The 23,327-nt window shown below is 72.1% G+C and carries 16 protein-coding genes; 5 read left to right on the top strand and 11 right to left on the bottom strand.

The annotated features are described in order from the left end of the window. The first annotated feature begins 96 nt into the window (after window positions 1–96). Window positions 97–1,110 carry a LacI family DNA-binding transcriptional regulator gene (locus ABZ321_RS19085; protein ID WP_354892781.1) on the top strand — a complete coding sequence of 338 codons (1,014 nt, stop codon included), beginning with the start codon at window positions 97–99 and terminating at the stop codon, window positions 1,108–1,110. A gap of 136 nt (window positions 1,111–1,246) precedes the next feature. Here the strand turns inward: ABZ321_RS19085 and ABZ321_RS19090 are convergent, their stop codons facing one another. Further along, window positions 1,247–2,356, bottom strand: a complete 1,110-nt coding sequence (locus ABZ321_RS19090) for an FAD-dependent oxidoreductase (RefSeq protein WP_354892784.1) — start codon at window positions 2,354–2,356, stop codon at window positions 1,247–1,249. A gap of 55 nt (window positions 2,357–2,411) precedes the next feature. After that, window positions 2,412–4,373, bottom strand: a complete 1,962-nt coding sequence (locus ABZ321_RS19095; protein WP_344502312.1) for a hypothetical protein — start codon at window positions 4,371–4,373, stop codon at window positions 2,412–2,414. Window positions 4,374–4,536: 163 nt separating this feature from the next. Between ABZ321_RS19095 and ABZ321_RS19100 the strand changes: the two genes are divergently transcribed. From ABZ321_RS19100 to ABZ321_RS19110, 3 genes are all read left to right on the top strand, one after another. After that, window positions 4,537–5,538 (top strand): aminoglycoside phosphotransferase family protein, encoded by a 1,002-nt coding sequence (locus ABZ321_RS19100; protein ID WP_354892787.1) that lies wholly within the window; start codon window positions 4,537–4,539, stop codon window positions 5,536–5,538. 27 nt (window positions 5,539–5,565) lie between these two features. After that, entirely contained in the window at window positions 5,566–7,338 is a 1,773-nt protein-coding gene (locus ABZ321_RS19105; RefSeq protein WP_354892790.1) for a PAS domain S-box protein, read from the top strand. Between the two features lie 89 nt (window positions 7,339–7,427). Continuing rightward, window positions 7,428–8,609 carry a metallophosphoesterase gene (locus ABZ321_RS19110; protein ID WP_354892793.1) on the top strand — a complete coding sequence of 394 codons (1,182 nt, stop codon included), beginning with the start codon at window positions 7,428–7,430 and terminating at the stop codon, window positions 8,607–8,609. Between the two features lie 102 nt (window positions 8,610–8,711). Here the strand turns inward: ABZ321_RS19110 and ABZ321_RS19115 are convergent, their stop codons facing one another. Both ABZ321_RS19115 and ABZ321_RS19120 read right to left on the bottom strand, forming a co-directional pair. After that, on the bottom strand, window positions 8,712–9,359 hold the full coding sequence (locus tag ABZ321_RS19115) for a response regulator transcription factor (RefSeq protein ID WP_354892796.1): 648 nt from the start codon (window positions 9,357–9,359) through the stop codon (window positions 8,712–8,714). Then, window positions 9,356–10,096, bottom strand: coding sequence for a histidine kinase (locus ABZ321_RS19120; RefSeq protein ID WP_354892799.1), 741 nt, complete (start codon window positions 10,094–10,096; stop codon window positions 9,356–9,358). Before ABZ321_RS19120 ends, ABZ321_RS19115 begins: the two co-directional genes overlap by 4 nt. 159 nt (window positions 10,097–10,255) lie before the next feature. On the opposite strand from ABZ321_RS19120, the gene ABZ321_RS19125 reads away from it, so the two are divergent. Next, complete coding sequence (locus ABZ321_RS19125) at window positions 10,256–11,641, top strand: hypothetical protein (RefSeq protein ID WP_354892801.1); 1,386 nt, start codon at window positions 10,256–10,258, stop codon at window positions 11,639–11,641. 119 nt (window positions 11,642–11,760) lie between these two features. Here ABZ321_RS19125 and ABZ321_RS19130 read toward each other — a convergent pair whose 3' ends face one another. From ABZ321_RS19130 to ABZ321_RS19160, 7 genes are all read right to left on the bottom strand, one after another. Next, window positions 11,761–12,201: a universal stress protein gene (locus ABZ321_RS19130; protein ID WP_344502308.1), complete on the bottom strand. Its 441-nt coding sequence runs from the start codon at window positions 12,199–12,201 to the stop codon at window positions 11,761–11,763. An 87-nt stretch (window positions 12,202–12,288) separates the two neighbouring features. Further along, window positions 12,289–12,693: a GtrA family protein gene (locus tag ABZ321_RS19135; RefSeq protein WP_344502307.1), complete on the bottom strand. Its 405-nt coding sequence runs from the start codon at window positions 12,691–12,693 to the stop codon at window positions 12,289–12,291. After that, window positions 12,690–14,210, bottom strand: coding sequence for a glycosyltransferase family 39 protein (locus ABZ321_RS19140; RefSeq protein WP_354892805.1), 1,521 nt, complete (start codon window positions 14,208–14,210; stop codon window positions 12,690–12,692). The genes ABZ321_RS19135 and ABZ321_RS19140 overlap by 4 nt, the downstream gene beginning before the upstream one ends. Beyond that, window positions 14,207–16,321 carry a glycosyltransferase gene (locus ABZ321_RS19145; RefSeq protein WP_354892808.1) on the bottom strand — a complete coding sequence of 705 codons (2,115 nt, stop codon included), beginning with the start codon at window positions 16,319–16,321 and terminating at the stop codon, window positions 14,207–14,209. The genes ABZ321_RS19140 and ABZ321_RS19145 overlap by 4 nt, the downstream gene beginning before the upstream one ends. A 29-nt stretch (window positions 16,322–16,350) precedes the next feature. Further along, window positions 16,351–20,178, bottom strand: a complete 3,828-nt coding sequence (locus ABZ321_RS19150) for a PA14 domain-containing protein (RefSeq protein ID WP_354892811.1) — start codon at window positions 20,176–20,178, stop codon at window positions 16,351–16,353. Window positions 20,179–20,371: 193 nt separating this feature from the next. Next, window positions 20,372–21,655, bottom strand: coding sequence for a cytochrome P450 (locus ABZ321_RS19155; protein WP_354892814.1), 1,284 nt, complete (start codon window positions 21,653–21,655; stop codon window positions 20,372–20,374). A 37-nt stretch (window positions 21,656–21,692) separates the two neighbouring features. Next, window positions 21,693–23,195: an MFS transporter gene (locus tag ABZ321_RS19160; protein ID WP_354892817.1), complete on the bottom strand. Its 1,503-nt coding sequence runs from the start codon at window positions 23,193–23,195 to the stop codon at window positions 21,693–21,695. Window positions 23,196–23,327: the final 132 nt, after the last annotated feature.

The following is a 23,327-nucleotide window of genomic DNA, read 5'->3' on the forward strand; positions in this document are numbered from 1 at the left end:
TCCGGACGGTGACACCGGTCAGACCGTGCGCTCGTTTGCGGCAGACTGGTCCCGGGCATCGCTGTGCTGGAAGGGGTTCGTCTTGGATGGGGGCGGATGACGGCCGGTCGGGTGACGCTGCTGGACGTCGCGCGGCGCGCCGGCGTCTCGCGCACGACCGCCTCGTTCGTGCTCACCGGCCGCCGCGACATGCGCATCTCCGCCGACGCCGAGCAGCGCGTGCTGCGCGCCGCCCGCGAGCTGGACTACCGGCCCAACCTGACCGCCCGCAGCCTGCGCACCCGCGTCACGCAGACCATCGGCCTCGTGTCGGACACGATCGCCACCGACGCCTTCGCCGGCGAGATCATCCGGGGCAGCACCGCCACCGCGCTGACCCGCCAGCACCTGCTCTTCATCGGCGAGACCGAGGGCGACCCCGCCACCGAGCAGCGGCTCATCCAGGACATGCTCGATCGTGGCGTCGACGGATTTCTCTACGCCGCGATGTACACCCGCGAGATCCGCATCCCGTCTGCCCTGCGCGGCCATCCCGTCGTCCTCGTCAACTGCGTCACCGGCGGCCGCCGTGCCGTCAGTGTCGTCCCCGACGAGCTCGCCGCGGGCCGCTCGGCCGCGTCGGCGCTCCTGGCCGCCGGTCACACGGGCGGCATCCACATCGTCGGCGAGTCGGCCGTTCATGTGTACGCCGCCCGCAACCGCCGCACCGGCATCGACGAGACCCTGGCCGCCGCCGGCCTGCGCGTGGCGGGGACGGTCGAGTGCTCGTGGTGGCCGGAGCCCGCGTACGACGCCGTCCGCGCCTTCCTCGCCGGCGGCCCGCGCGTGACGGCGCTGATCTGCCTCAACGACCGGCTCGCCATGGGCGCCTACCAGGCCGCCGCCTCCGCGGGGCTACGCATCCCGGAGGACCTGTCGGTGGTCTCCTTCGACGACTCGGATCTGGCGTCGTGGCTGCGGCCGCAGCTGACGTCGGTCGCCCTCCCCCACTTCGAGCTCGGCCGCCGCGCCGTCGAGCTCCTGCTGGACCCGGACCGCGAGCCCGGCACCCACCTCGTCGACATGCCCCTGCGCTCCCGCGCCTCCATCGCCCCACCCCGGTCGCGGTAGTCCCACCGGCCGCGAACGGGCAGGGTGTGGAGGGAGCGCCTGCGGCGTGGTGCGCCGAGATCGCCGGCGGACCATCAAGGAAGCGGCGGGTGGCGACCACCGGATGCGGCGCGCACGCGCGGTCCCAGCCAGCGCGTCACGCGCGGCTGTGCGCCGCTTGCGGCGCATTGGGGTGCGGGTGAGAATCCCCGCCGGGACCCGCCGCGAAGCGGTGGGGTGGAAGCACAGCAGCGAGGGAGAGGGCGGCGGCGCGGCCGGCGCGGTTCGCGCCGACGGTGCTGGCGGAGGGGCCGTAGCCGATGAGGTGGACGAGGGGTTCGCGGGTGGTGGCGGTGCCGGTCATGCGGATGCCGCCGCCCGGCTCTCGCAGGTGGAGCGGGGCCAGGTGGGTGAGGGCGGCGCGGAAGCCGGTGGCCCAGATGATGACGTCGGCGGGCTCGAAGGTGGTGCCCCACATGGCGCCGGTGGGGACGAGGCGGTCGAACATCGGGTGCCGGTCCAGGGCGCCCTTCGCGAGGGCGGCGCGGACGAGGGTGGTGTACCCGAGGCCGGTCACGCTCACGACGCTGGCGGGTGGCAGGCCGGCCGTGACTCGGGCGGTGACCGAGGCGATCACGGCGCGGCCGTGGTCCTCGGTGAACTCGCCGTCGTGGAAGACGGGCGGGCGGCGGGTCACCCAGCGGACCGAGGCGGCGACGCCCGGCAGCTCGGAGAGGACGTGGACCGCGGAGTTGCCGCCGCCGACGACGATGACCCGCAGGCCGGCGAACTCGGCCGGGCCGCGGTACGCCGCGTAGTGCAGCTGCCGCCCGGCGAAGGTGCCCGGATAGGTGGGGATGTACGGGCGCGTCCAGGTGCCGGTCGCGTTGACGATGGCTCGCGCGTGGAGCGGGGCGCCAGTCGTACCGACGACGAAACCCGACGAAGAGGACGAGCGCGACACCGAGAGGACCCGCACCGGGCGCCGCACGTCGAGTCCGAAATGTCGCTCATAGTCGGCGAAGTACGCGGCGACGACGGAAGCCGCGGAGCCCGAGGACGGCGGGGTGAACGGCAGGCCCGGCAGGTCGAAGATCCGGTGCAGCGAGGACGCGTCGAGGGACGGTGCGCGGTGCTGCCAGGCGCCGCCCGGTGCGGCGTCGGCGTCGAGCACGACGTGGTCCAGGCCGAGCCGGCGCAGGTGATAGGCGGCCGACAGGCCCGCCTGGCCGGCGCCGATCACCACGATGCCCGGATCCGCGTCCACGATGGGGAAACTCCACCGTGGACGCGGATCTTCCTGCGCAGCGCTGTCTACCGCGTCACTTGGCCTTGCCCTTGGTGAGGCCCCAGGCCGCGGTGTTCAGGGTGTCCTCGACGCCGACGAGACCCTCGTTCGGGAAGAACTCGTCGTCGCCGAAGTCGTAGTCGAAGTCGTCCGCGGTGCCGCCGATGTTGTCCGGGCCGACCCCGAAGAGGCCGGGGAACGCGCCGCCGGCGTCCATCAGGTTGGGGGTGGAGTTCAGCGGGTCGGTGTGGAAGTTGCCGTAGAGGTGACCCGCCTCGTGGGTGATGACGTTGCCCAGCGCCCGGCCGATGAACTTGATCTTGTTGCTGGCCGGGGTGATGTACGTGTTGAGCGAGGCCGCGCCGCTCGGGTCGCTGAGGACGTCGAGCAGGACGATCGCGCTGTCCTCGGTGGCGTAGTTGCCCGGGTCGATGAACTGCGCGATGCCGATGGTGTCGATGCCCGACTCGGCGATCGTGCCGCCGACGACGATGCGGTGCACGTTCGGCTGGCCGAACGGATCCGGGTTGTCGCGGCTGTTGAGGATCTTCAGCCCGAAGCGCGGGTCGGTGCCGCGCTCCTTCATGTCGGTGATGATGTTCTCCTTCACCGCCGCGATGACCTCGTTGATCACCTTGTTCTCGTCGGCGGCGCTCAGCCCCCACTTGCCGAGGAACCCGGCGAGCGGCGACAGGGTGCGCACCCCGGGGCCGCCGAAGATGGCGGTGTTGATCCGGGCGCCGTCGAAGTCCAGGAAGAGCGTCTGGACGGTGCCGTTGTCCTGCGCCTCGGGGCCGGGGCGATAGGCCTCGAGGGTGATGTCGTACAGGCCGGCGTTGCCGCCCACCTCCACGGTGAACCGGCCGGAGGTCGCCGCGACCTGCGATACGACCGCGTTGCCGCCGCCGGGCAGCGGCGAGCTGGGCGCGTAGATGAAGCTGGCGTCCTGCTCGGAGCCGAAGACGATCCGGCCGGACGGGTCGCGGACGGTCAGCCGGGTGCCGACGCCGGTCACCGAACCGCCGAGGACGTCGCCGGCGAGCAGGTCGACGGCGTAGAAGTCGCGGTCGGGGAAGGCGAGCGTGGCGGTGAGCAGGTACGGGCCCTCGCTGCCCGACCCGAGCCCGCTGCCGGAGTCGAACGGGTCGGCGGGGAACACCGTGCCGGTGCCGAATCCGGAGATGAGCAGGTAGTAGGTGCCGGACGTGGTGAACGTGAAGTCCAGCAGGCTGTCCAGCCCCGGTCCGCCGTCGTCGTCGGTGCCGACGAGCTCGCCGGTCGCGTCGTACAGGCCGATGACGGTGTCCAGCGGCCCGCTCGGCGTGTCCGTGCCGGCGAGCAGCTGCTGCCCGGCGAGCGCGGTCACCTTGATGAAGTCGAAGTCGCCGGTGTCGTCGCCGGCGCTGCCGTGCGGGCCGTCGCCGATGTCGCCGCTGGTCGAGATGCCCCGGCGGCCGGAGCCGAGCAGCAGGTCCGACGCGATCGGGATGGCCCCGTTGTCCTCGGCCGGCGCGGAGACCGTGGTCGGGCTGACCGTCTCCGGCGACAGCTGCCCGAGCACGCGGGCCCGGTTGTTCAGCTTCTTGGCGGTGCCGAAGCCCTTGACCAGCTCCGCCGTGGCGTGGCTGTCGTTGGACCCGAACGTCCCGCGCGGCTCGGCCTCGTCGTGCAGCAACGGCGACGTCGCCGCCGCCGTCAGCGAGTTCTTCTTCAGGTTGGCCCGTGCGGCCGCCTGCTGCTTGGCCACCTCGGACCAGTAGTACTTGTCGACCTTGCCGGGATCCTTCAGCAGGGCGGTGTAGGGGTTGACGGCGCCGGCCGGGGCCTTCAGCGTGGCCTGCTGCTTCGGCACGACCTGAACCCCCGCGGCGAGCTGGCGCTTGATGCCGTCGCTGAGCTCCTTGGACGGTGCCGCCGCGGCGGGACTCTGCGGCAGCGCCACCAGCGCCGCGCCCACCAATCCGGCGACGGCGAGACTCGCTAGCCTTTTCCTCACTTGGCCTCCCCATTGAGTCAGGCGTTTCGTGCACGCTATGGCCTGCAAGGTCGTTTACACCACCCCCAATGCTTGTCAATACAGGATTTAACAGATCCAATGATCAACGCCTATGTTGACGGCGTGTTGATCACGACCCCCGCCGCTCGCCTAGAGTGTTGGGGTGCCTCACGCCCCCAGCCCCACCCAGCGCCTCCTGACCGCCGGCGAGGTGACCACGTTGCTGCGGCAGCGGGCCGGCCTGAATGTCGTCCACTGTGGAACGTTGAGCGGCGGGACGTTCGCCGCGGTGTGGCGGGCCACGCTGGACGACGGGCGGGACGTGGTGGTGAAGGTCGGGCCGCCGCCGGAGGTGCCGCTGCTGCGGTACGAGCGCGGCGTCATCGCGGCCGAGGCGCAGTACTACCGGACGGTGGCGGCGAACACGGCGCACGTACCGGTGCCGCCGGTGCTGCACGCGGACGACGACGTGGTGGTCGTCGGGTTGCTGCCGGGCCGGCCGCTGACCGAACTGCCGGACGAGACCGCCGGCGAGGCCGTGCGCGAGCAGCTCGGGGTGGCGCTGCGGCACCTGCACGGGGTGACCGGCCCGCGCTTCGGTTACGAGGGCGACGGCCGGGCGTCCGGGGCCACGTGGGCGGCGGCGTTCACCGCGATGACCGCCGACCTGCTCGCCGACGCCGCCGACTGGGAGGTGGCGCTGCCGGTGCCGGCCGACGAGGTGCTCGCCACGATCGAGCGGCACGCCGGCGTCCTCGCCGAGGTCGAGCGGCCCGCACTGGTGCACTTCGACCTGTGGGACGGCAACGTGCTGTGCGAGGCCGGCGGCCCCGCCTCCCGGCTCACCGGTCTCGTCGACGGGGAGCGGTACTTCTGGGGCGACCCGCTGTACGACTTCGTGTCCACCGCGATCGGCCGGAGGATGGAGGAGCTGCCCGAACACCCGGTTCTGCGCGGGTACTACGGCGCCACGCCGCACACGTTCACGCCGTCGCAGCGACTGCGGCTGATGCTGTACCGGATGCAGTTCTCCGTGCTGCTGCTCGCCGAGATGCCCAGCCGCGGCATCACCGGCGAGGAGGCGCGCGGGCGGCGCGAGTGGGTGACGCCGCAGCTGCTCGCCGACCACCGGGACCTAGGTCCGGTCGGCCACAGTGTGGTATAGAGGACGCTACATACGGTAAGGATGTCGATGGGTAGACGGCAGGTCCTGAACGCCGCGGCGTATGGCGCGCTGATGGCGGTGCTCGCCTGCACGCTGTTCATCGCGCCCGGGCTCGACTCCGTCGCCTGGGCCGGGATCGGCCTGTGCGGCGCCGGAGCCGTGCTGCTCGGGGTACGGCGGAACCGGCCGCGGCGCCCCGGGCCGTGGTGGGCGCTCGCCGCCGCGCTCGCGGCGATGACGGCCGGCGACTCCCTCTTCGGGCTCGCCGCGGACACCGCCGCCGACCCGCCGCCCCTCGTCGACCTGTGTTACCTGGCGATGTTCCCGTTCGTGGCGGCCGCGCTGATCGGGCTGACCCGCGCCTCGTCGACGCTCGCCGGCCGGGCCGGCCTGCTCGACCTGCTCGCCCTCGCCAGCGCCGCGCTGCTGGCCGGCTGGGTGTTCATCGTCGGCCCCAGGCTCTCCGCCGACGGGATGACCGGGACCGAGTGGTCGATCCAGGCGGCGTACACGCTCGGCGACGTCGTCGTGCTGGTCGTGACGGTCCGGCTGACCCGCGCGGCGCCGCGCAACCCCTCCGCGATCCTGCTCACCGCCGGCGCCGCCGGGATGCTCATCGGTGACGTGGCGTACGGCCTCGCCCAGTCCCGCGACGGGCTGGCACCCGGCGGGCCCGCCGACGCCGCGTACCTCGCGCTCTACGCGTGCTGGGGCGCGGCGGCGCTGCTGCCGTCGATGGCCCGGCTCACCGCTCCCCCGTCCGCCCCCACGACGGCGGACACCCCCGACCGCGGGCTCGGCATGCCGTGGCTGCTCGGCGCCGTCGCGTTCGCGCCGCTGGTCCTGCTGGCGCAGGCACTGACCGGCACCGTGCAGGACGGCCCGATGATCGCGGCGGTCGCCGGCATCACCCTCGCGCTCCTCGTCACCAGGCTCAACGACGCCGTCCGGCACCACGCGGAAGGGCTGCGCCGCGAGCGGACCCTGCGACACGCGGGCACGGTCCTGGTCAGCGTCACCGACGCGGGCGCGGTCGCCGTCGCGGTGCGGACCGCGGTCCGGGAGCTGCTGCCGGCCGACACGCCGCACATCATCGTCGTCGACTCGAGCCTCACCGACCTGCTGCCGCTCAATGAGCTGTCCGCGCCGCGGATCGTGCCCGTCGGCGCGACGCCGCCGCTGTGGCAGGAGCGGCTCGGCGAGTTCGGTGACGTGCTGATCTGCCCGCTCGACGCGGCCGTGCTGTACATCGCCGCCGAGCGCAGGGACCTGCGGACCGTGCAGGACGCGGTGACCGTGCTCGCCGGCCAGGCCGCGCTCGCGCTCGCCCGGATCGCGCTCACCGAGGCCGCGAGCCGGCGCGACAGCGACGACTACCTGCGGGCCGTCGCCGAGCACACCAACGACGTCGTGATCGTCCTCGACGACGACGAGCGGATCCGCTACACGAGCCCGTCGGTGACGGAACTGCTGGGGATCCGGCCGACGCCGTTCGCGACGCTGCGGGAGATCGTGGCGCCCGACGACCGGGAGCAGGTCGACGCGACGCTGGGGGTGGCCCTCGTCGGCGGGCGGGACGGCACCCGCGACACGTGGAGCCTGCGCCGCCCCGACGGGACCCGGGTGCTGGTCGAGGTCCGCTTCCGCGACCTGCGCGACGACCGGCTCGTCCGCGGCCTGGTCATCACGATGCGCGACGTGACCGAGCAGCGGCGGCACGAGCTGGAGGTGCTGCGCCGCCACTGGGAGGCCACCCCGGGCGCGGCGAACCGGGACAATTCATCCCGCAAGTACCAGTAGTCGTCTCCAGTTCGTGTGACCTGTGACGGATCACAGGTTCGCCCGGCCGCGCTTTGGTCGGGTGATGGCACTGCGTGCCATGCTGAAGTGTGGCTACCACTGAAGCGGTCCCAGTCGCGCGGCGCCGGTCGCTGCTGCGCCCCGTGCTCTTCGCGTTGACGCTCACCACCGTGCTGGCGCTGCTCTTCGGCGTGCCGTGGTGGTCGCTGGTGCTGTCCGGCAACGCGTGGCCCCTCGGCGTCCGCGTCACCGGCACCGTCCTGTTCGCCGGCGCCGCCGTCGCGTTCCCGGTGCTGATGATGCTCGGCCACGGCCGCCGCCACGTGGACTGGGCGTCGCGCGTCGCCGACACCACCCTCGGCGTGGTGTGGCAGCTCTTCGTGTGGGCCGTCGCCGGCGACCTGCTGCGCCTGGGCCTGCTCGCCGGCGGCGTCGACGACCCGCTGCGCTCCCGGATCGTGGCCGGCTTCACCGGTGTCGTCGCCGTCGGCCTGCTGCTGTGGGGTTACGTCGAGGCGATGAAGGTGCCGCGGGTCCGCCGGGTCGACGTCGCGATCCCCCGCCTCGGCGCCGGACTGGACGGGCTGAAGGTCGTCCTGCTCACCGACACGCACTACGGCCCGATCGACCGGGCCCGCTGGTCCCGCGGCGTCACCGAGGTCGTCAACTCCCTGGACGCCGACATCGTGGCCCACACCGGCGACATCGCCGACGGCACCGTCGCGCAGCGCACCGAGCAGGCCGCCCCGCTCGGCGACGTCAAGGCCCGTTACGCCCGCGTGTACGTCACCGGCAACCACGAGTACTACGGCGAGGCCGAGGGCTGGCTGCAGCGGATGGGCGAGCTCGGCTGGGAGGCCCTGCACAACCGGCACCTGGTCGTCGAGCGCGGCGGCGACCGCCTCGTCGTGGCCGGCGTCGACGACCGTACCGCCGCCGGCACCGGCCTGGCGGGCCACCGCGCCGACCACGCGACCGCCCTCGCCGGCGCCGACCCCGACCTGCCGGTCCTGCTGCTGGCCCACCAGCCGAAGCAGGTCGACGACGCCGTCGCGCACGGCATCGACCTGCAACTGTCCGGCCACACCCACGGCGGCCAGATGTGGCCGTTCCACTACCTGGTGCGCCTCGACCAGCCGGTCGTGCAGGGCCTGACCCGCCACGGCGCGCGCACCCAGCTCTACACCAGCCGCGGCACCGGCTTCTGGGGCCCGCCGTTCCGCATCTTCGCCCCGAGCGAGATCACCGAACTGACCCTGCGTCGCGCCTGACCGCACCCACCGCCGCCCGCGCTCGTGCAGCGCGGGCGGGCCGACGCCGAACCGCTCGCGGTAGGCGGCGGTCGAGGCGGCGATCCAGGACGCCCGGCAGCCCTAACCTTGGTGATGGGTGCCAGGAAAGACGAGGCCGAACTCGTAGGCGAGGACTGCCGCCTGGGTGCGGTCGCGGGCGCCGAGCTTGTCCAGGACGTTGCCCACGTGCGTTTTGACGGTCTCCCTGGTGACGTGCAGAGCGGCCGCGATCTCCGCGTTGTTCTGCCCGAGCGCGATGTGGCGCAGGACGTCCAGTTCGCGGGGGGTCAGTCCGGCCACCGGGCCGGATCGGGCCGTGCCGGCGCGAGGGGCGGCGATGCGGCGCAGCGCGTCGGGAAAGAGCACCGCGTCACGTGTGTGCACGAACCGGATGGCGTCCACCAGTTCCCGGGCCGGCGCGCGTTTGAGCACGTAGCCGGCGGCACCGGCGCGCAGCGCACCCCAGACGAGCTGGTCGTTCTCGAAGGTGGTGACCACGATCACCCGCGTCGCCGGGGCGCGGCGGGCGAGTTCCAGGGTGGCGGTGAGGCCGTCCATGCGCGGCATGCGGACATCCATCAACACCACGTCCGCGCCGACGCCGGCCTCGACGGCTTCGCAGCCGTCGGCCGCCTCGGCCACCACGTCGATGTCGTCGTGGAGGGAGAGGATGGTGGTCCATCCCGCACGGATGAGCCGCTCGTCGTCGGCCAGCACCACGCGGATCACAGCGGCAGCCTCGCCTGGACGCGCCACGTTCCGTTCGCCTCCTGCCAGGTGCATGTACCGCCGGCCAGGCGGGCGCGCATACGCATCCCGGTCAGACCGCGGCCTGGCCCACCGGGCGTCCCCACGGTCGCGTTGTCCACGGTCAGCACCAGGTCGGTGCCGACGGCGAGGTCGAGTGTCACCGGGCTGCGCCCGTGCCGCAGGGCGTTGGTGAGGGCTTCCCGGGCGATCGCGAAGGCCGCCCGCGACGGTGCGGCCGGGACCTTGTGCACGTCGCCGACGCTGGTGTGCACGTCGAGGCCGCTGGTGAGCATGCCGAGGGCTTCCAGCGTCGGGGTCTGGGCGGAGACGCCGTCGTCGAGCACGCCGAGCAGCACGTCGAGGTCTTGCTGGGCGTGCCGGGCGGTTGCCGTCACGTGCTCGAGTGACTGGACGGCAGCGGCGGGATCCGGCCGCTGCAGCGCGGACTGGGCGGCCATCGCCTGCACCAGGACGACACTGAGCGCATGGCCGACGGCGTCGTGCAGTTCCATGGCGAGGGCCTGGCGGCGGCCGAGTCGGTCGACCACGCGTGACGGCTCGGTGCGCAGCAGCCGGCGCGCCGCCCAGCGCTGGCCGAATCCCGCGACGACCATCGTGGCCAGGATGGCGACGGCGGCCAGGAGCACCTCGGCCGAGTCGCCCGGCGCGCCGCGCCGCAGTCCGGCGGCGCGAACGAGTTCGGGCGACAGCGCCACCAGACCTGTGGGGGCCGCTCCTCGCCGCCGTCACGTACGCCTACCACCGACGCCGCCGGAACCATTGACGCCGCCGGCCTCGGACCACGCCACAGCGTCGTGTTCGTCCGGCGCGATCAGCGCTGCGGAACGTGCTTGGCGGGCGCTACCTTCGACGCCGTGAAGGCCGCGGACCTTGCTCGACGTTATCGGAACTATGACGGCTGGTTGCCGCCGACGGTCGCCGACCGGCTGGCCGAGCACGGCCATCTCGCCGAGCTGCGGCGCCTGGCCGAGCGGGGCGACTGGTGCTGCGCCGACCGGCTGGCGCGTGCGCTGTTCGAGCGGCACGAAACCGAGGCCGCCGTGCGAGTGCTCCGGCCGTTCGTCGACACCGGTTGGTGGAACGCGGTGCAGGTGCTCGTGGACTTTCACGACCGGCGCGGCGAGACGGATATCGCGATCGCGATCGTGCGGGGAGCCTTGGAGAAGGGTAGTCCGCACGGGATCGAGCGGTTGGGGACGCTGTTGGCCGAGCGGGGGCAGGTGGACGAGGCCGTGGCGCTGCTATGGCCGCACGCCGGTGAGGACGCAGTGCTCGACGCGTTGGTGGAGCTGACCGAGGGGCACGGCTACGACGGCGAGCTCACGGCGCTGGTACGCGAGCAGATCGAGGCCGACAGTTCCGTGTGGTCCTGGAACGCCACGGCGGTGCTCGCCACGCTGCTGGAGCGTCAAGGGCGGGTGGACGAGGCACTGGAGGTGCTCACCGGGAGCGCCTTCGGTGAGCACGGCGTGTTCGTCAATGCCGTCGAGCAGCTCGCTGACATTCTGGCCAGGCACGGTCGGGAGCGGCAGCTTCGCGAGTTGGTCGCCGGCGGTGGTGGCGAGCACGCCGTTTTCCGGTTGGCCGTCTGGCTGGAGAGCCTCGATCGCGTGGACGAGGCCGTCGAGGCGATGCGGCCCTTCGCGACGGACGGTTCGCCGAACGTTGCCGCTGCCCTGGCGGAGCTCTTGACCCGGCACGGCCGCGCCGACGAGGCGATCGAGGTGTTGCTGCCGGTGCCGAGGTTGATGGGCGGCGACCCGGAGTGGCTCGTCGGGATCCTCGGCAAGCTGCTGGTCGAGCGAGGCCGGGCCGACGAGGCGGTCGCGGCGGTCGACGACCTCGCGGCGCACTACGGCGGTATGTGGATCGAGCTGCTGTTCGAGCGCGTCGAGGTGCTCGCCCGCTCGGGGCGGGTCGAGCAGGCGATCGCCGAGCTGCGCGCTCACCACGAGGGTGGCACCTGGTACGGGAGCTCGAAGCTGGCCGACCTTCTGGTGCTCGCGGGTCGCCCCGGCGAGGCGATCCGGACGTTGGAGTCCATCGACGGCTCCGCGTGGACCGCCGCCAGGCTGGCCGTGCTCCTGGTCGACCAGGGCCATGTCGAGGAGGCGCTGGCGCTGTTCGCGCCCGATGAGGCGCCCGCGGGCGACGAGGACCGCGCGTTCTGGCGGCAGTTCCACCGCGAGGGCCGTGTCACCGGCGGCGAGCCGACGCGGACGATCGACCGGCGAACCTGACTCCGGCGACCGTTGAGGGCGTGCGGTATCTCGTCCGGACGATCGGAGAGCCCGGGGAGGACCGACGCTCCGCATCGCGGCCATGTGGTTCCTGCGTGGTGATCACCCCGGTGTGGGGGTCAGGGGACGACGGTGACGGGCCACTTGCCGGACTTGACGAGGCGGACGGCGAGGGAGCCGACGAAGCGGTGGCCGAGGCGGGAGGAGGCGCCGACGACCACGGCGTCGGCGCGTAGTTCGGTCGCGACGCGGACGAGTTCGGAGTACGGGTCGCCGCGGGCGGCCACGAACTCGGCGCGGATGCCGGCGTGGACGGAGCCGGCCTCGACCTGGCGGCGCATGTCCTCGGTGGCGTCGGTGATGGCCTGCTCGACGGCGGCGGCCGCGCCGGCGACGAAGAGGCTCGCGGTGGGCGCGCCGGCGACGTAGACCACGACGAGCCGGGCGCCCTGCCTGCGGGCGAGACCTGCCGCGTAGGCACCGGCGCGCAGGGACGGGTCCGAGCCGTCGACGCCGACGACGATGACCTTCGGGCCGTCGGTGCCGAGTTCGAAGACCACGGCACCAGCATGCCGCAGCACCCGGCGGATGCGCATCCGGGGGCCGCGGCACGGCAGGTGTCAAAAGGAGCGGCGAAGCGACAGTTGTCAGGCGGACTCCGGGAGTGGGGCGGGGCGGTAGATGAAGCGGTTGGTGACGGCGAAGCGCAGGGCGAAGGCCAGGACGAGGGTCACCAGGTTGGCGGCGAGCTCGTCGACGCCCGCCCATGAGACGAGCAGCGCGAGCAGCGGCAGCCGGACGGCCAGGTCGAGGTTGTTGAGGGCCACGAACCGCGCGAGGCGCCCCGCCCAGTGCCGGCCGCGGCGGTCGCGGAACACCACGAGGTCGACGAGGACGAAGTTCCAGCAGATGGCGACCTCGGTCGCGGCCACCGCGGCCGGCAGGTAGTGCAGGTGCCAGTGGTCGACGAGCAGCCACATGACGGCCAGGTTGGGCAGGACCCCGGAGGCCCCCACGGCGCCGAACCCGGCCATGCGCAGGAGGGACTTCACGGGTGCACCTTCCGGACGATGATGTCGCCGAAGCGGGCGACCTCGGTCGAGGACTCCATGCCCCGGCGCAGGGTCGGCAGGCCGGCGAGGGTACTGGCGGCCTGGTCGGCCATGACGATGTAGTCGATGCTGGCCACGCCGGCCGGTAGGACCTCGGTCATCACCTCCGGGTCGGTGTCGACCTTCCAGAGCCAGACCGGCTTCGTGAACCCGGCGAGCTTCAGGTCCATCCAGATGTAGTCGTCGGTGACGACGACCGCGGACCGGTCGACGTGGTCGACGACCCAGCGGGTCGCGGCGCGGGAGTTCGCGCTGCCGTCGAAGGATGCCTGCTCGCGCAGGGTCGCCGCCCAGCCGGGGAGGACGAGGAGCGCCGCCAGTACAGCGGCGGCGACGACGAACGGAGCCCGCAGCCGCGCCGAGAGCTGGGCCCCGGCACCGGCGATGAGCAGGGCCGCGAAGGGCAGCAGGGCGATGACGTAGGCGAAGGGCAAATAGCCGCCGCGGCACATCATGACGACCTGGACGAGCAGGGCGAGCCCGATCGGCCGGAGGTGGCGCACGGCCAGGCCGAGCGGGATGAGCGCGACGCCGGGCAGCAGGAGCCACGGGTCGAGGTCGATCCAGGACCTGGCGAGGCTGAACGTGCCGGAGGACGGGTCGAGGAGGCTGCCGCTGCCGGAGCGGGCGAACAGCTGCCACCACAGCGCCCAGCCGAGGCTGACGTGACCCTCGCCGGGCAGGAGCTCGTTCTTCAGCAGCGCGAACACCGGGTAGGAGGCGACCAGGACACCGAACGACACGAGGAACACGCCGAGGTTCCACACCCGGGTCCGCCGGGAGGTGTGCTGGACGAGCAGCCAGACCAGGGCCGGCAGGAGGATGACGATGGTCTCCTTGCACAGGGCGGCCGAGGCGAACCAGATCGCGCTCCACAGGGCGGCACCGACGCTGCGGCGCGGTGACGCGGCGGCCGCGAGCGCGGCGAGGACGAACATGGTGGCGAGGTTGTCCAGGAACACCATGCGGTGGAAGTAGACCGCGAGGGGGCTGACCGCGAACAGGAACACGGCGGCACCTGCCCAGCCGCGGCTGAAGCGGAGCCGCCTGGCGAGCAGGAACAGCAGGGCGCAGCTGACCAGCGCCGAGATGAGCATGACCTCGCGGCCGACCATGACGGCGCTGGGTGCGCGGTCGAAGCCGTCGGTGAGGCCCGCGTAGCCGGCGATGATCGCCCAGCCGAGGAACGGGTGGTCGTACCAGTAGGTGTAGTGCGACAGGGCGCCGTGGTCGAGCAGCGCCCAGGCCTGGTTGACGTAGGTGCCCTCGTCGTCGTTGATGCGGCCGGGCCAGCCGTGCAGGTTCCAGCCGTTGACGAGCCCGGCGAGGACGAGGAGCGGGGCGAGCACGAGCAACGACGCCCGGTGCGTGCGCCAGCGCGACGGGCGCGGCTCGACAGCGGAAGCGGCAGCGGCACCACGGACGGGGCTCCGCTCGATCTCGAGAACGGCGGTCACGCGACGGCACCTTCCACAGACGACAGGGACAGCGGCCGGTGGTGGCCGCCGTGGGCGGTCTTGTGCCAGGTGGTGTTGCCGTCGACGTGCTGCCACACGGCCCAGAACGCCGCGCCCATCAGCACCCACTGGTAGACGGGCGCGCCGACGAGCAGGAAGAGGTAGTGCCGCCACAGCACCTTCTGCCGGTACGCGTGGGCGAACTCGCGCAGCCCGACGAGCTGCGTGGCGAGGGTGATGAGGATCGGCACGAAGGGCGCGTACATCAGCATCGCCACGCCGACGGGCACCTTCAGCCACAGGATCGTGGCGATCGACAGCGGCAGCAGCAGCGCGGAGAAGGCCTGCAGGAACGGTGTCGCGAGGATGTACCCGGCGAGGACCCGCTGCCGCAGGGTGGGCAGCGTCGCCCAGCGGCCCTCGAGCAGGATGCTGAGGAAGCCCTGGTTCCACCGGACGCGCTGCCAGAAGAGGGACCCGGCCCGGCGGTCGCCGATGGTCTGCGGGACCTCCTCGCGGGTGGCGAGCTCCGGCTCGTAGGCGGCGACCACGCGGGCGCCGTACCGGGTGCAGAGCAGGACGCCGAGCGCGCAGTCCTCGGTGAGGTTGTCGGGCCAGCCGCCGGCCTGCTCGAGCAGCCGCCGCCGGATGAACACGGTGTTGCCGCCGAGCGGCACGAACCCGGTCCGCACCTGGTAGAACATGCGGCTGGTGAACCAGAAGAAGTACTCCATCACGTTGTGGACCTTGAACCAGTCGCGGGCGCGGGTGCCGAGCGTCATGAGTTGTACGCCGCCCTGCACGACGTCGGCATCGGTGCGGCCGAGCAGGGTGTTGACCCGGGTGAGCAGCTGCGGCGCGACGTCGTCCTCGGCATCGACGACCCCGATGACGGTGCCGGTGGCGACGGCGAGCGCGGCGTTGAGCTGGCGTGGCTTGTTGGATCTGGCGTACGCGCGGACGACGGTGCGGACCCGGCCGTGCGGGTCGTCGAGCGCCTGGACGCGCCGAACCTCGGCGAGGGTCGCGTCGTCGCCCTCGCACAGCGACACGAGGATCTCGTAGTCGTCGTGGTCCTGCTGGAGCAGGTGCCGCAGGGTGCCGGCGATGACGAACTCCTCGTTGAGCGCCGGCACGATGATGGTGAAGCGCTCCTTCGCCTCGTCGGGCACGGCGGCCGGCCAGCGCATCTGCTCGACGGCTTCGGGGGTGCGCCAGCCGTACAGGCGCCACCGGACCTCAAGCGCGCCGACGACGGTGTTGTACAGCGCCACGGCGGTCACGAGCAGGGCGAGGACGGCGGCGCCGGACAGCGGTGACACGGCGAGGGCGGCGGTGCCGGCGGCGACGGTGCCGAGCAGCGCGCCCCACCGGACGGCGGGCGCGGCGAACCAGGTGACGAGCCGGAGCCAGGGCAGCTGCCGCAGGTACAGCAGTCCCTGGCGCAGGTCGCCCTTGCTGGTGCCGGCGACGCGTTCGGCGAACCGCAGCGGCAACTCGGTGCGGCGGAGGCGGGGGAACCGCGCGAGGATCTCCAGGAGGATCTTGAACCCGCGCGACCGGAGCTTCTCGGTGTCCATCTTGTCCAGGCGTACCGCGAAGAATCCGGTCATCGGGTCCGTGACGCCGCGCAGCGCGAACGGGAACGCGACCCGCGCCAGGATCGTCGAGCCGGTCGACACCAGGCGGCGCAGCGGGCCGTCGAGACCGCCGCTGCTGCCGCCCTCCCGGTAGCGGCTCGCCATCACCAGGTCGTGGTCGTCGAGGGCAGCGAGGATCGCCGGCACCAGCTCCGGCGGGTGCTGCAGGTCGGCGTCCATCACGAGGGCCTTCGGCGCGCGGGCCCGCCGGAACCCGTCGACGACGGCGCCCGCGAGGCCGCCGGTCCGCTGCCCGCCGGTGCGGTGGAAGACCCGGACGCGGAGGTCGTCGCGCTCCAGCCGGGCCGCGGCGGCCGCGATGGCGTCGACGGTGCGCTCGTCGTCGCTGTCGTCGACGAACAGCAGCTCGAACGAGGCGTCGTGCAGCACCGCCGACAACCGGGCGATCAGCGGGCCGACGTTCTCCTCCTCATGCCTGCAAGGGATGACGATCGTGGCCTTCGGGGTCACGGGATCTCCTTCGATACGACCGATGAGCTTCACAACCGGATGACCGAACAGCGCGCCAGTGCGCCGCCGCCGCTGTCGAAGTACTCGACGGTGACCGTGTGGTCGCCTTCGGACAGCGGGGTTTCGAACGTGTACGTGGTCGGCGGGTGGTCGGACCATCCGTCGATCACCACGGCTCCGTCGATCGAGACGCGGATGCCGTCGTCACTGGTGGCGGTGATGCGGTACGTGCCGCCGGGCAGGTGGTCGGTCCTGGTCCAGCGGGCGGAGAACCCGTCGGCCGGCAGCCCCTCGGCCGGGGCACCGAGGCCCCAGTCGTGGTCGACGGCCAGGTCCTGCCGGGTCAGGACGGGTTCCCCGGTGGCGGTCGGGTTGGCGTAGAAGGACACCGTCCACGGGGTGGGTGGCGGCGGGTCGGCGGTCTTGGCGTAGCTGAGCCGGGCGATGGCGCCGGCGGCCCGGTCGTAGTACTCGACGACGATCACATGGGCGCCCTCGGCGAGGTTGCGCTGCACCACGAACGTGGTCGGCGGCTGGTCGCGCCACTCGTCGAGGACGAGCACGCCGTCGACGTAGAGCCGGACGCCGTCGTCGGCGAGGAGCCGGAACGTGTAGACGCCGGCGGCGAGGTTGTCGGTGCGGGTCCAGCGGGCCGAGAACCCGTCGGCGGGCACGCCGGGGCCGGGCGCGCCGAGCCCCCAGTCGAAGTCGACGGCGGCGTCCTGCCGTTGCACCGCCGGCGCCCCGGTCAGGTCGGTGCCGCGGTAGTAGGCAGCGTCCCAGCCGGGTGGTGAGGTGACGTCGCCGACGCGGCGGTAGCCGAACCGCAGCTGGGCGCCGGCGGCGTTCTCGTAATACTCGACGCGGATCGTGTGCGGGCCGCCCAGCAGCAGCTTGTCGGCGGTGAACTCCTCGTTCTGCTCCCGCCAGCGGTCCAGGACGACCGCGCCGTCGACGATGACCCGGATGCCGTCGTCGCTGGCGCCGGCGAACCGGTACAGGCCGGACGGGAGCACGTCGGTGCGGGTGTAGACGGCGACGAAGTGGTCGGTGTCGATGCCGCCGCCGGGGCCGCCGTCGCCGTACGGGTGGTCGATCGCGGTCTCGTCCCGCACGAGGTCCGGCGCCCGCGACGGGATCGACGGCTGCGAGCCGGCCCCGGGCGTGTTCCAGTACCTCGCCTCGTAGGCGGGCGCCGGGGGCAGGTCGCCGGCGCGGCTCCAGCCGAGCCGGGCGAGGGCGCCGGCGGCGTTCTCGTAGTACTCCATGACGATCGTGTGCGCGCCGCCGCCGAGCGCCAGCCGGGTCCGGTACTCGGTGACGCCCTGGTCGCCCCAGTGGTCGACGACCAGCTGGGCGTCGACCCACAGCCGCACCCCGTCGTCGGACGTGGTGACGAAGTCGTAGTAGCCGGCGGTCAGCGTCAGCGGGCGGGTGTACCGCGCGACGAAGTGATCCACGTCGATCACCGGGTCGGGCGATCCGAGGCCCCAGTCGTGGTCGACGGCCGGCTCGTCGCGGCGCAGCTGCGGCGCGGTCGCCGGGACGGCCGGCGCGGATCCGGCTCCGGGGGTGTTCCAGTACTCGGCGGTGAACGTGTCGCGGGGCTGGTCCGGCGTGGTCTCCCAGGTCAGCTTCGCGCTCGCGTCGACCACGTTGTCGTAGAACTCCAGCCGGATCCTGTGCTGCCCGGCGGCGAGGTCGGCGACGTACTCGTAGGCGGTCGGGCCCTGGTCGTGCCACTGGTCGATGACGACCTGGTCGTCGATGAACAGCCGGGCGCCGTCGTCGGAGGCGACCGTGAAGCGGTACCGGCCGGTGGCGAAGAACTCGGTCTTCGACCAGCGGGCGGAGAAGTGGTCGGCGTTCACGCCCGGGCCGGGCGGGTCGACGGACCAGATGAAGTCGACCACCGGGTCCTGCCGGGTCAGCGCGGGCGGGCCGTCGAGCTGCTGGTTGTTGAAGTACTCGCCGAGGAACGGCGCCGACGGCGCGTAGGTCGCGGTCCACGTGGTGGCGGCGGCGGGGGTGGTGACGAAGTGCCGGATCGCGCCGCCGTCGGACCAGCCGGTGAAGTGGTACACGGTGCCGTCGGCGTCGCGCGTCGTCGGCGGCGCGGCGATCTCCCGCCGGAAGCCGGTCACGCCCTGGACCGTGGACGGGGTCGGGACCGGCACCCCGTCGAGGGTCACGCCGAGGCCCGGCGGGCTGGTCGCGAACGTCATCGGCGCCGTGCGCGGGTAGATGAAGACGGACTTCGCGCTGGTGAGCCCGTTGCGGTCGGTGACGGTCACCTTGATCTCGAACCAGGTGTCGGCCGACGCCTCGCCGGTGACGGGGATCGTGAACGTGCCGACCCGGCCGGTCAGCGGCCCGACGAACGGGTGGACGTGCGTGTTGTGGTGCAGGAACACCTCGGTCTTGAGGTCGCCGTCGCTGACGTCGTAGCCGGCGGCGTCGGTGCCGAACGCGTTGTAGGTGATCGTGTCGCCGGCGTCGTAGCGGGCGCCGTCGGCGGGCGCGGCGACCCGGACCGTCGGCGGGGAGCCGACCTGCACGACGATCGGCCGGGACGTGACGGTGTTGCGGCCGTCGGACACGGTCAGCGTCACCGGGTAGACGCCGACGGCGGCGTAGGTCTTCACCGGATCCGGTGCTGTGCTGCCGCTGCCGTCGCCGAGGTCCCAGTGGTACGTGAGGTCGTCGCCGTCGGGGTCGCTCGTGCCGGCGCTGGTGAAGTGGACGGTGAGCGGCTGCGGCCCGCCCGTCCGGTCGGCCTGGGCCCGCACGACCGGCGCGCCCCCCGCGAGGCTGTAGGAGACCTGGTACAGCTGGCCGGGGAAGTACGTGAGGTAGTACAGCGAGCCGTCGGGGGCGACCTTCAGGTCCACGACGCTGCCGGCGTCGGGGTCGAAGTCGCGGACCTGGGTGATCTGCCCGGCGTCGTCGAGCAGCGCCTGCTTGATGAAGCCGCGCGAGTAGTCGCCGAAGAACATGCTGCCCTGGTACTCGGCGGGGAACTGGCCACCGCGGTAGACCGGGCCGGCGGTCACCGCGCCGCTGCCGCCGTCGTGGTTGTAGGCGTGCAGCGGCTCGGTGTAGCCGGCGCAGCCGGCGGTGCAGCGGCCCTCGTGGACCGGCCAGCCGTAGTTGCCGCCCTTGACGATGAGGTTGAGCTCTTCCCACGTGTAGTCGCCGACGTCGCCGCCGTAGAGCCGGCCGGTGGCGCCGTCGAACTGGAACCGCCACGGGTTGCGGAATCCGTATGCCCAGATCGCACCGAGTTTTCCGGGCTGCCCCGCGAAAGGGTTGTCCGGCGGAATGGTGCCGTCCGGGTTGATCCGCAGAATTTTGCCGTGCGGGTTGGTCAGATCCTGTGCGTTCGGTGGATAGCCGTTGTCGCCGACGGCGAAGTAGAGCTTTCCGTCGGGTCCGAACCTGATGCTTCCGCCGACGTGCAGCAGCTGCGACGGTGATTGTGTCTGAAATATGGTGTACGGGCCGTCGGTGCCGATGTCGCCCGAACCGTCGAATCGCACGAGGTGATTGAGCAGGTCGTGCCCGGTGTAATAGAAATACACGAAGTGATTGGCGACGCCGAACCCTGGGTCGAAGGCGATGCCGATCAGCCCGCGGTCGCCGGAGGCCTCGGAGGGCAGGTCAGCGAAGGGTTCGGGCAGCAGGTGCCCGTCCTTGAAGATCTTGATCTTGCCGGTTCGCTCGAGGATGAAGATCCGGCCGTCGGGCGCGATGTCGAACCCCGACGGGCCGTCGAGCCCGACGCCCGCGACGAGCTGCGTGGAGAAACCGGGTGGCGTCGCAGCGCCGGCCGGCACCGGGCCGAGCAATGACGCCACCAGTGTCAGCAATGCGACAAATAGCAGATGCCTGCGCAACATTCCACCCCACAGTCGTCCCTCGGCATGCATCCTCGGGGCGTCGTGTGATGTGGGAACAACAATTTCGCGTCGGCATTGTTTCGTCGCTGCCGGTCATTTCATCGGCGTGCGGAAATGCGGCGGAATTGTTCCGCCGGAAACACGGCCGAGGTCAGACGGTCACCGACACGGCGACGGGCAGCGACTCGTAGCCGCGCAGCACCCGCGTCTTGCGGCGCCGTGGCTCGCCGGCGACGGTGAGGCCGGGGTGGCGGTCGAAGAGGGTGCGCAGCCCGATCTCGCCCTCCAGCCGGGCCAGGGCGGCGCCGAGGCAGTAGTGCACGCCGCCGGAGAAGGACAGGTGGTCGCGGGCGTTGGCGCGGGTGACGTCGAAGCGGCCGGGGTCGGCGAAGACGGCGGGATCGCGGTTGGCGCCGCCGAGCATCGGCACGACCACGTGGCCGGGCTGCAGCTGGATGCCGGCGATCTCCACGGGCCGCTGGCAGATGCGTGCCGAGTTCTGCACCGGGGAGTCGAACCGCAGCATCTCCTCCACGGCCCCGCGCCACAGCGACGGGTCGTCCCGCAGCAGCTCCAGCTGCGCCGGGTGCGCCATCAGCAGCGCCGCGCCCGTGCCGAGCAGGTTGACCGTCGTCTCGAAGCCGGCGGCGAGCAGCAGGCCCGCGGTGGCGAGCAGCTCGTCGTCGGTGAGCTGCTCACCCTCCAGGTGCACCAGCTGGCTGAGCAGGTCGTCGCCGGGCTCGCGGCGCAGCCGCTCGAAGTGCCCGCGCATCCACGCGTTGCTCTGCCGGATGCCGATCTCGGTGCGCCGGTACTGCCGGTACGTGAGCCCCAGGTCGAGCGTCGGCGCGGCCATGGTGCCCCAGTCGAGGAACTGCCGGCGCATGGCTAGGGGCACGCCGAGGATGTCGGCGATGACGGTGACGGGCAGCAGCGCCGCGTACTGCTCCACCAGGTCGAACCGCGGGCCCAGGCCGTCCAGGAGCTCCTCGGCGGTCCGCTCGATCTTGGGCCGCAGCGCCTCGATCGCCCGGGCGGTGAAGACCTTCGAGACCAGCCGCCGGTAGCGGGTGTGGTCCGGCGGGTCGGTGACGAGCATCGACGGCGGGTCGACCGGCCCGATCGGGGCGGTGCGCCGGCCGAGCCGCCACAGCAGCGCGATCGGTGCCGGCAGCCGCTGGTCGTTGAACCCGACGCCGAACGCCTCGCTGCGCAGCACCGCCGACGCCACGTCGTGCCGCGCGGTCGCCCACATGATCCGCCCGTGGACCAGCGGCCCCTGCGCACGGATCTGGTCGTAGAAGGGGTACGGGTCCGCGCGGACGGCGGGGTCGACGAAGAACCGCGCCTGCGGGTCACCCTTGCGGGCGGCGGCGCTGATGCCCAGTCGCGCGAACCCGTGCCTCGTCGCCCACCGCACCAGCGTCCCGCTCATGGTACTAGACGGTACCATGAGCGGGGCCCGGTGATGGTCAGCCCGTCGAGCGGGGGCGGGTGGTGACGGCGGAGAGCGGGACGGCGACGTCCTCCAGGGGCTTGCCCTCGGCGTCGACGCCGAGGAACCATGCGACGACGCCGCCGACGATCATCACCGCGGCGCCGATCAGGTAGCCGATGAAGAGCTTTCCGGGGTCCTCACCCTCACCGATGAGCCAGCCGTAGAAGATCGGGCCGATGGCGCCGAAGCACTGGGCGATGGCGAAGAACACGGCGATCGCCTGGGCCCGGATCTCCAGCGGGAAGATCTCGCTGACGGTCAGGTAGGCGGCGCTGGCGCCGGCCGAGGCGAAGAAGAAGATGACGCACCAGGCGAGGGTCTGCGTGAACGCGTTGAGCATCCCCGCGTCGAACATCCAGGCCGAGATGGCCAGGAGGATGCCGGAGAGCAGGTACGTGCCGGTGATCATCTTGCGGCGGCCGACGGTGTCGAAGAGGTGGCCGAGCAGGAGCGGGCCGGCCAGGTTGCCGACGGCGAAGGCGATCAGGTAGATCGGGGTCCTCTCCGCGTCGACGTCGTAGAACTTCGACAGCACCAGCGTGTAGGTGAAGAAGATGGCGTTGTACAGGAAGGACTGCGTGATCATGAGGGTCGCGGACAGCGCCGACCGGGACGGCATCCGCCGGAACAGGACCTTGACCAGCGACAGGTAGCCGTGCGAGGTGGACGGCTTGATCTCGATGGCGGCGCGCTCGTCGACCGGGGCGAGGGTCTGGCCCGACCGCTCCACGTCCCGCTCGATCGCCGCGATGCTCTCCTCCGCCTCCCGCTCGCGCCCGTGCATGATCAGCCAGCGGGGGCTCTCCGGCAGGTGCCTGCGCAGGTTCCAGATGAGCAGACCGATGATCGGCCCGATCAGGAACCCGAGCCGCCAGCTGATGTTGAGCGAGATGTGGTTCAGCAGGATGTACGTGCCGAGCGTGCCGATGATGGCGCCGCCCCAGTAGGTGCCGTTCACGCCGATGTCGACGCGGCCGCGGTACTTCGCCGGCATCATCTCGTCGATCGCGGAGTTGATGGCGGCGTACTCACCGCCGATGCCGGCCCCGGCGATGAACCTGGTCAGGTAGAGGAAGATCAGGCTCAGCGTGCTGTTTCCCCAGGTGAGCGCGGTCAGCGCGTTGCCGGCGAGGTAGACGCCGAGCGTGACGATGAACAGGTTCTTGCGGCCGAGCGCGTCGGACAGGCGGCCGAAGAGCAGCGCGCCGAAGACCTCGCCCAGCAGGTACACGGTGGCGATGGCGCCGACCTGCGTGCTGCTGAGCCCGAGCGTCTCCTCCTTGTTGAGCACCGCTCCGACGGCGCTCGCGATGGTGATCTCCAGGCCGTCGAGGACCCAGGCGGTGCCCAGCGCCAACACCATCCTGGTGTGGAACGGAGCCCAGGTGAGCCGGTCGATCCGGGCCGGGATCAGGCTGCGGATGACGCCGCCGGTCGACCCTGCGGCTGACTGAGGGCTGGATTGCGGGTCGGACAAGGTGCACCTCCCAGGATTCCCTGACAAGCCCCGTGCCCGCATCGGCGAACCTCAAAACGCGGTCTTGACGCTGGACCACCGATCGACCACGCTGAGTCCCGAGAGAGCGCTCTCTTCACACGGTACGACCGG

The sequence above is a fragment of the Dactylosporangium sp. NPDC006015 genome, from assembly GCF_040614215.1.
Taxonomy (GTDB): Bacteria; Actinomycetota; Actinomycetes; order Mycobacteriales; family Micromonosporaceae; genus Dactylosporangium; species Dactylosporangium maewongense.

Coding starts and splice junctions, on each gene's coding strand:
- ABZ321_RS19085 (WP_354892781.1), top strand. CDS start 97: ATGACGGCCGGTCGGGTGACGCTGCTGGACGTCGCGCGGCGCGCCGGC.
- ABZ321_RS19105 (WP_354892790.1), top strand. CDS start 5,566: ATGGGTAGACGGCAGGTCCTGAACGCCGCGGCGTATGGCGCGCTGATG.
- ABZ321_RS19155 (WP_354892814.1), bottom strand. CDS start 21,655: ATGAGCGGGACGCTGGTGCGGTGGGCGACGAGGCACGGGTTCGCGCGA.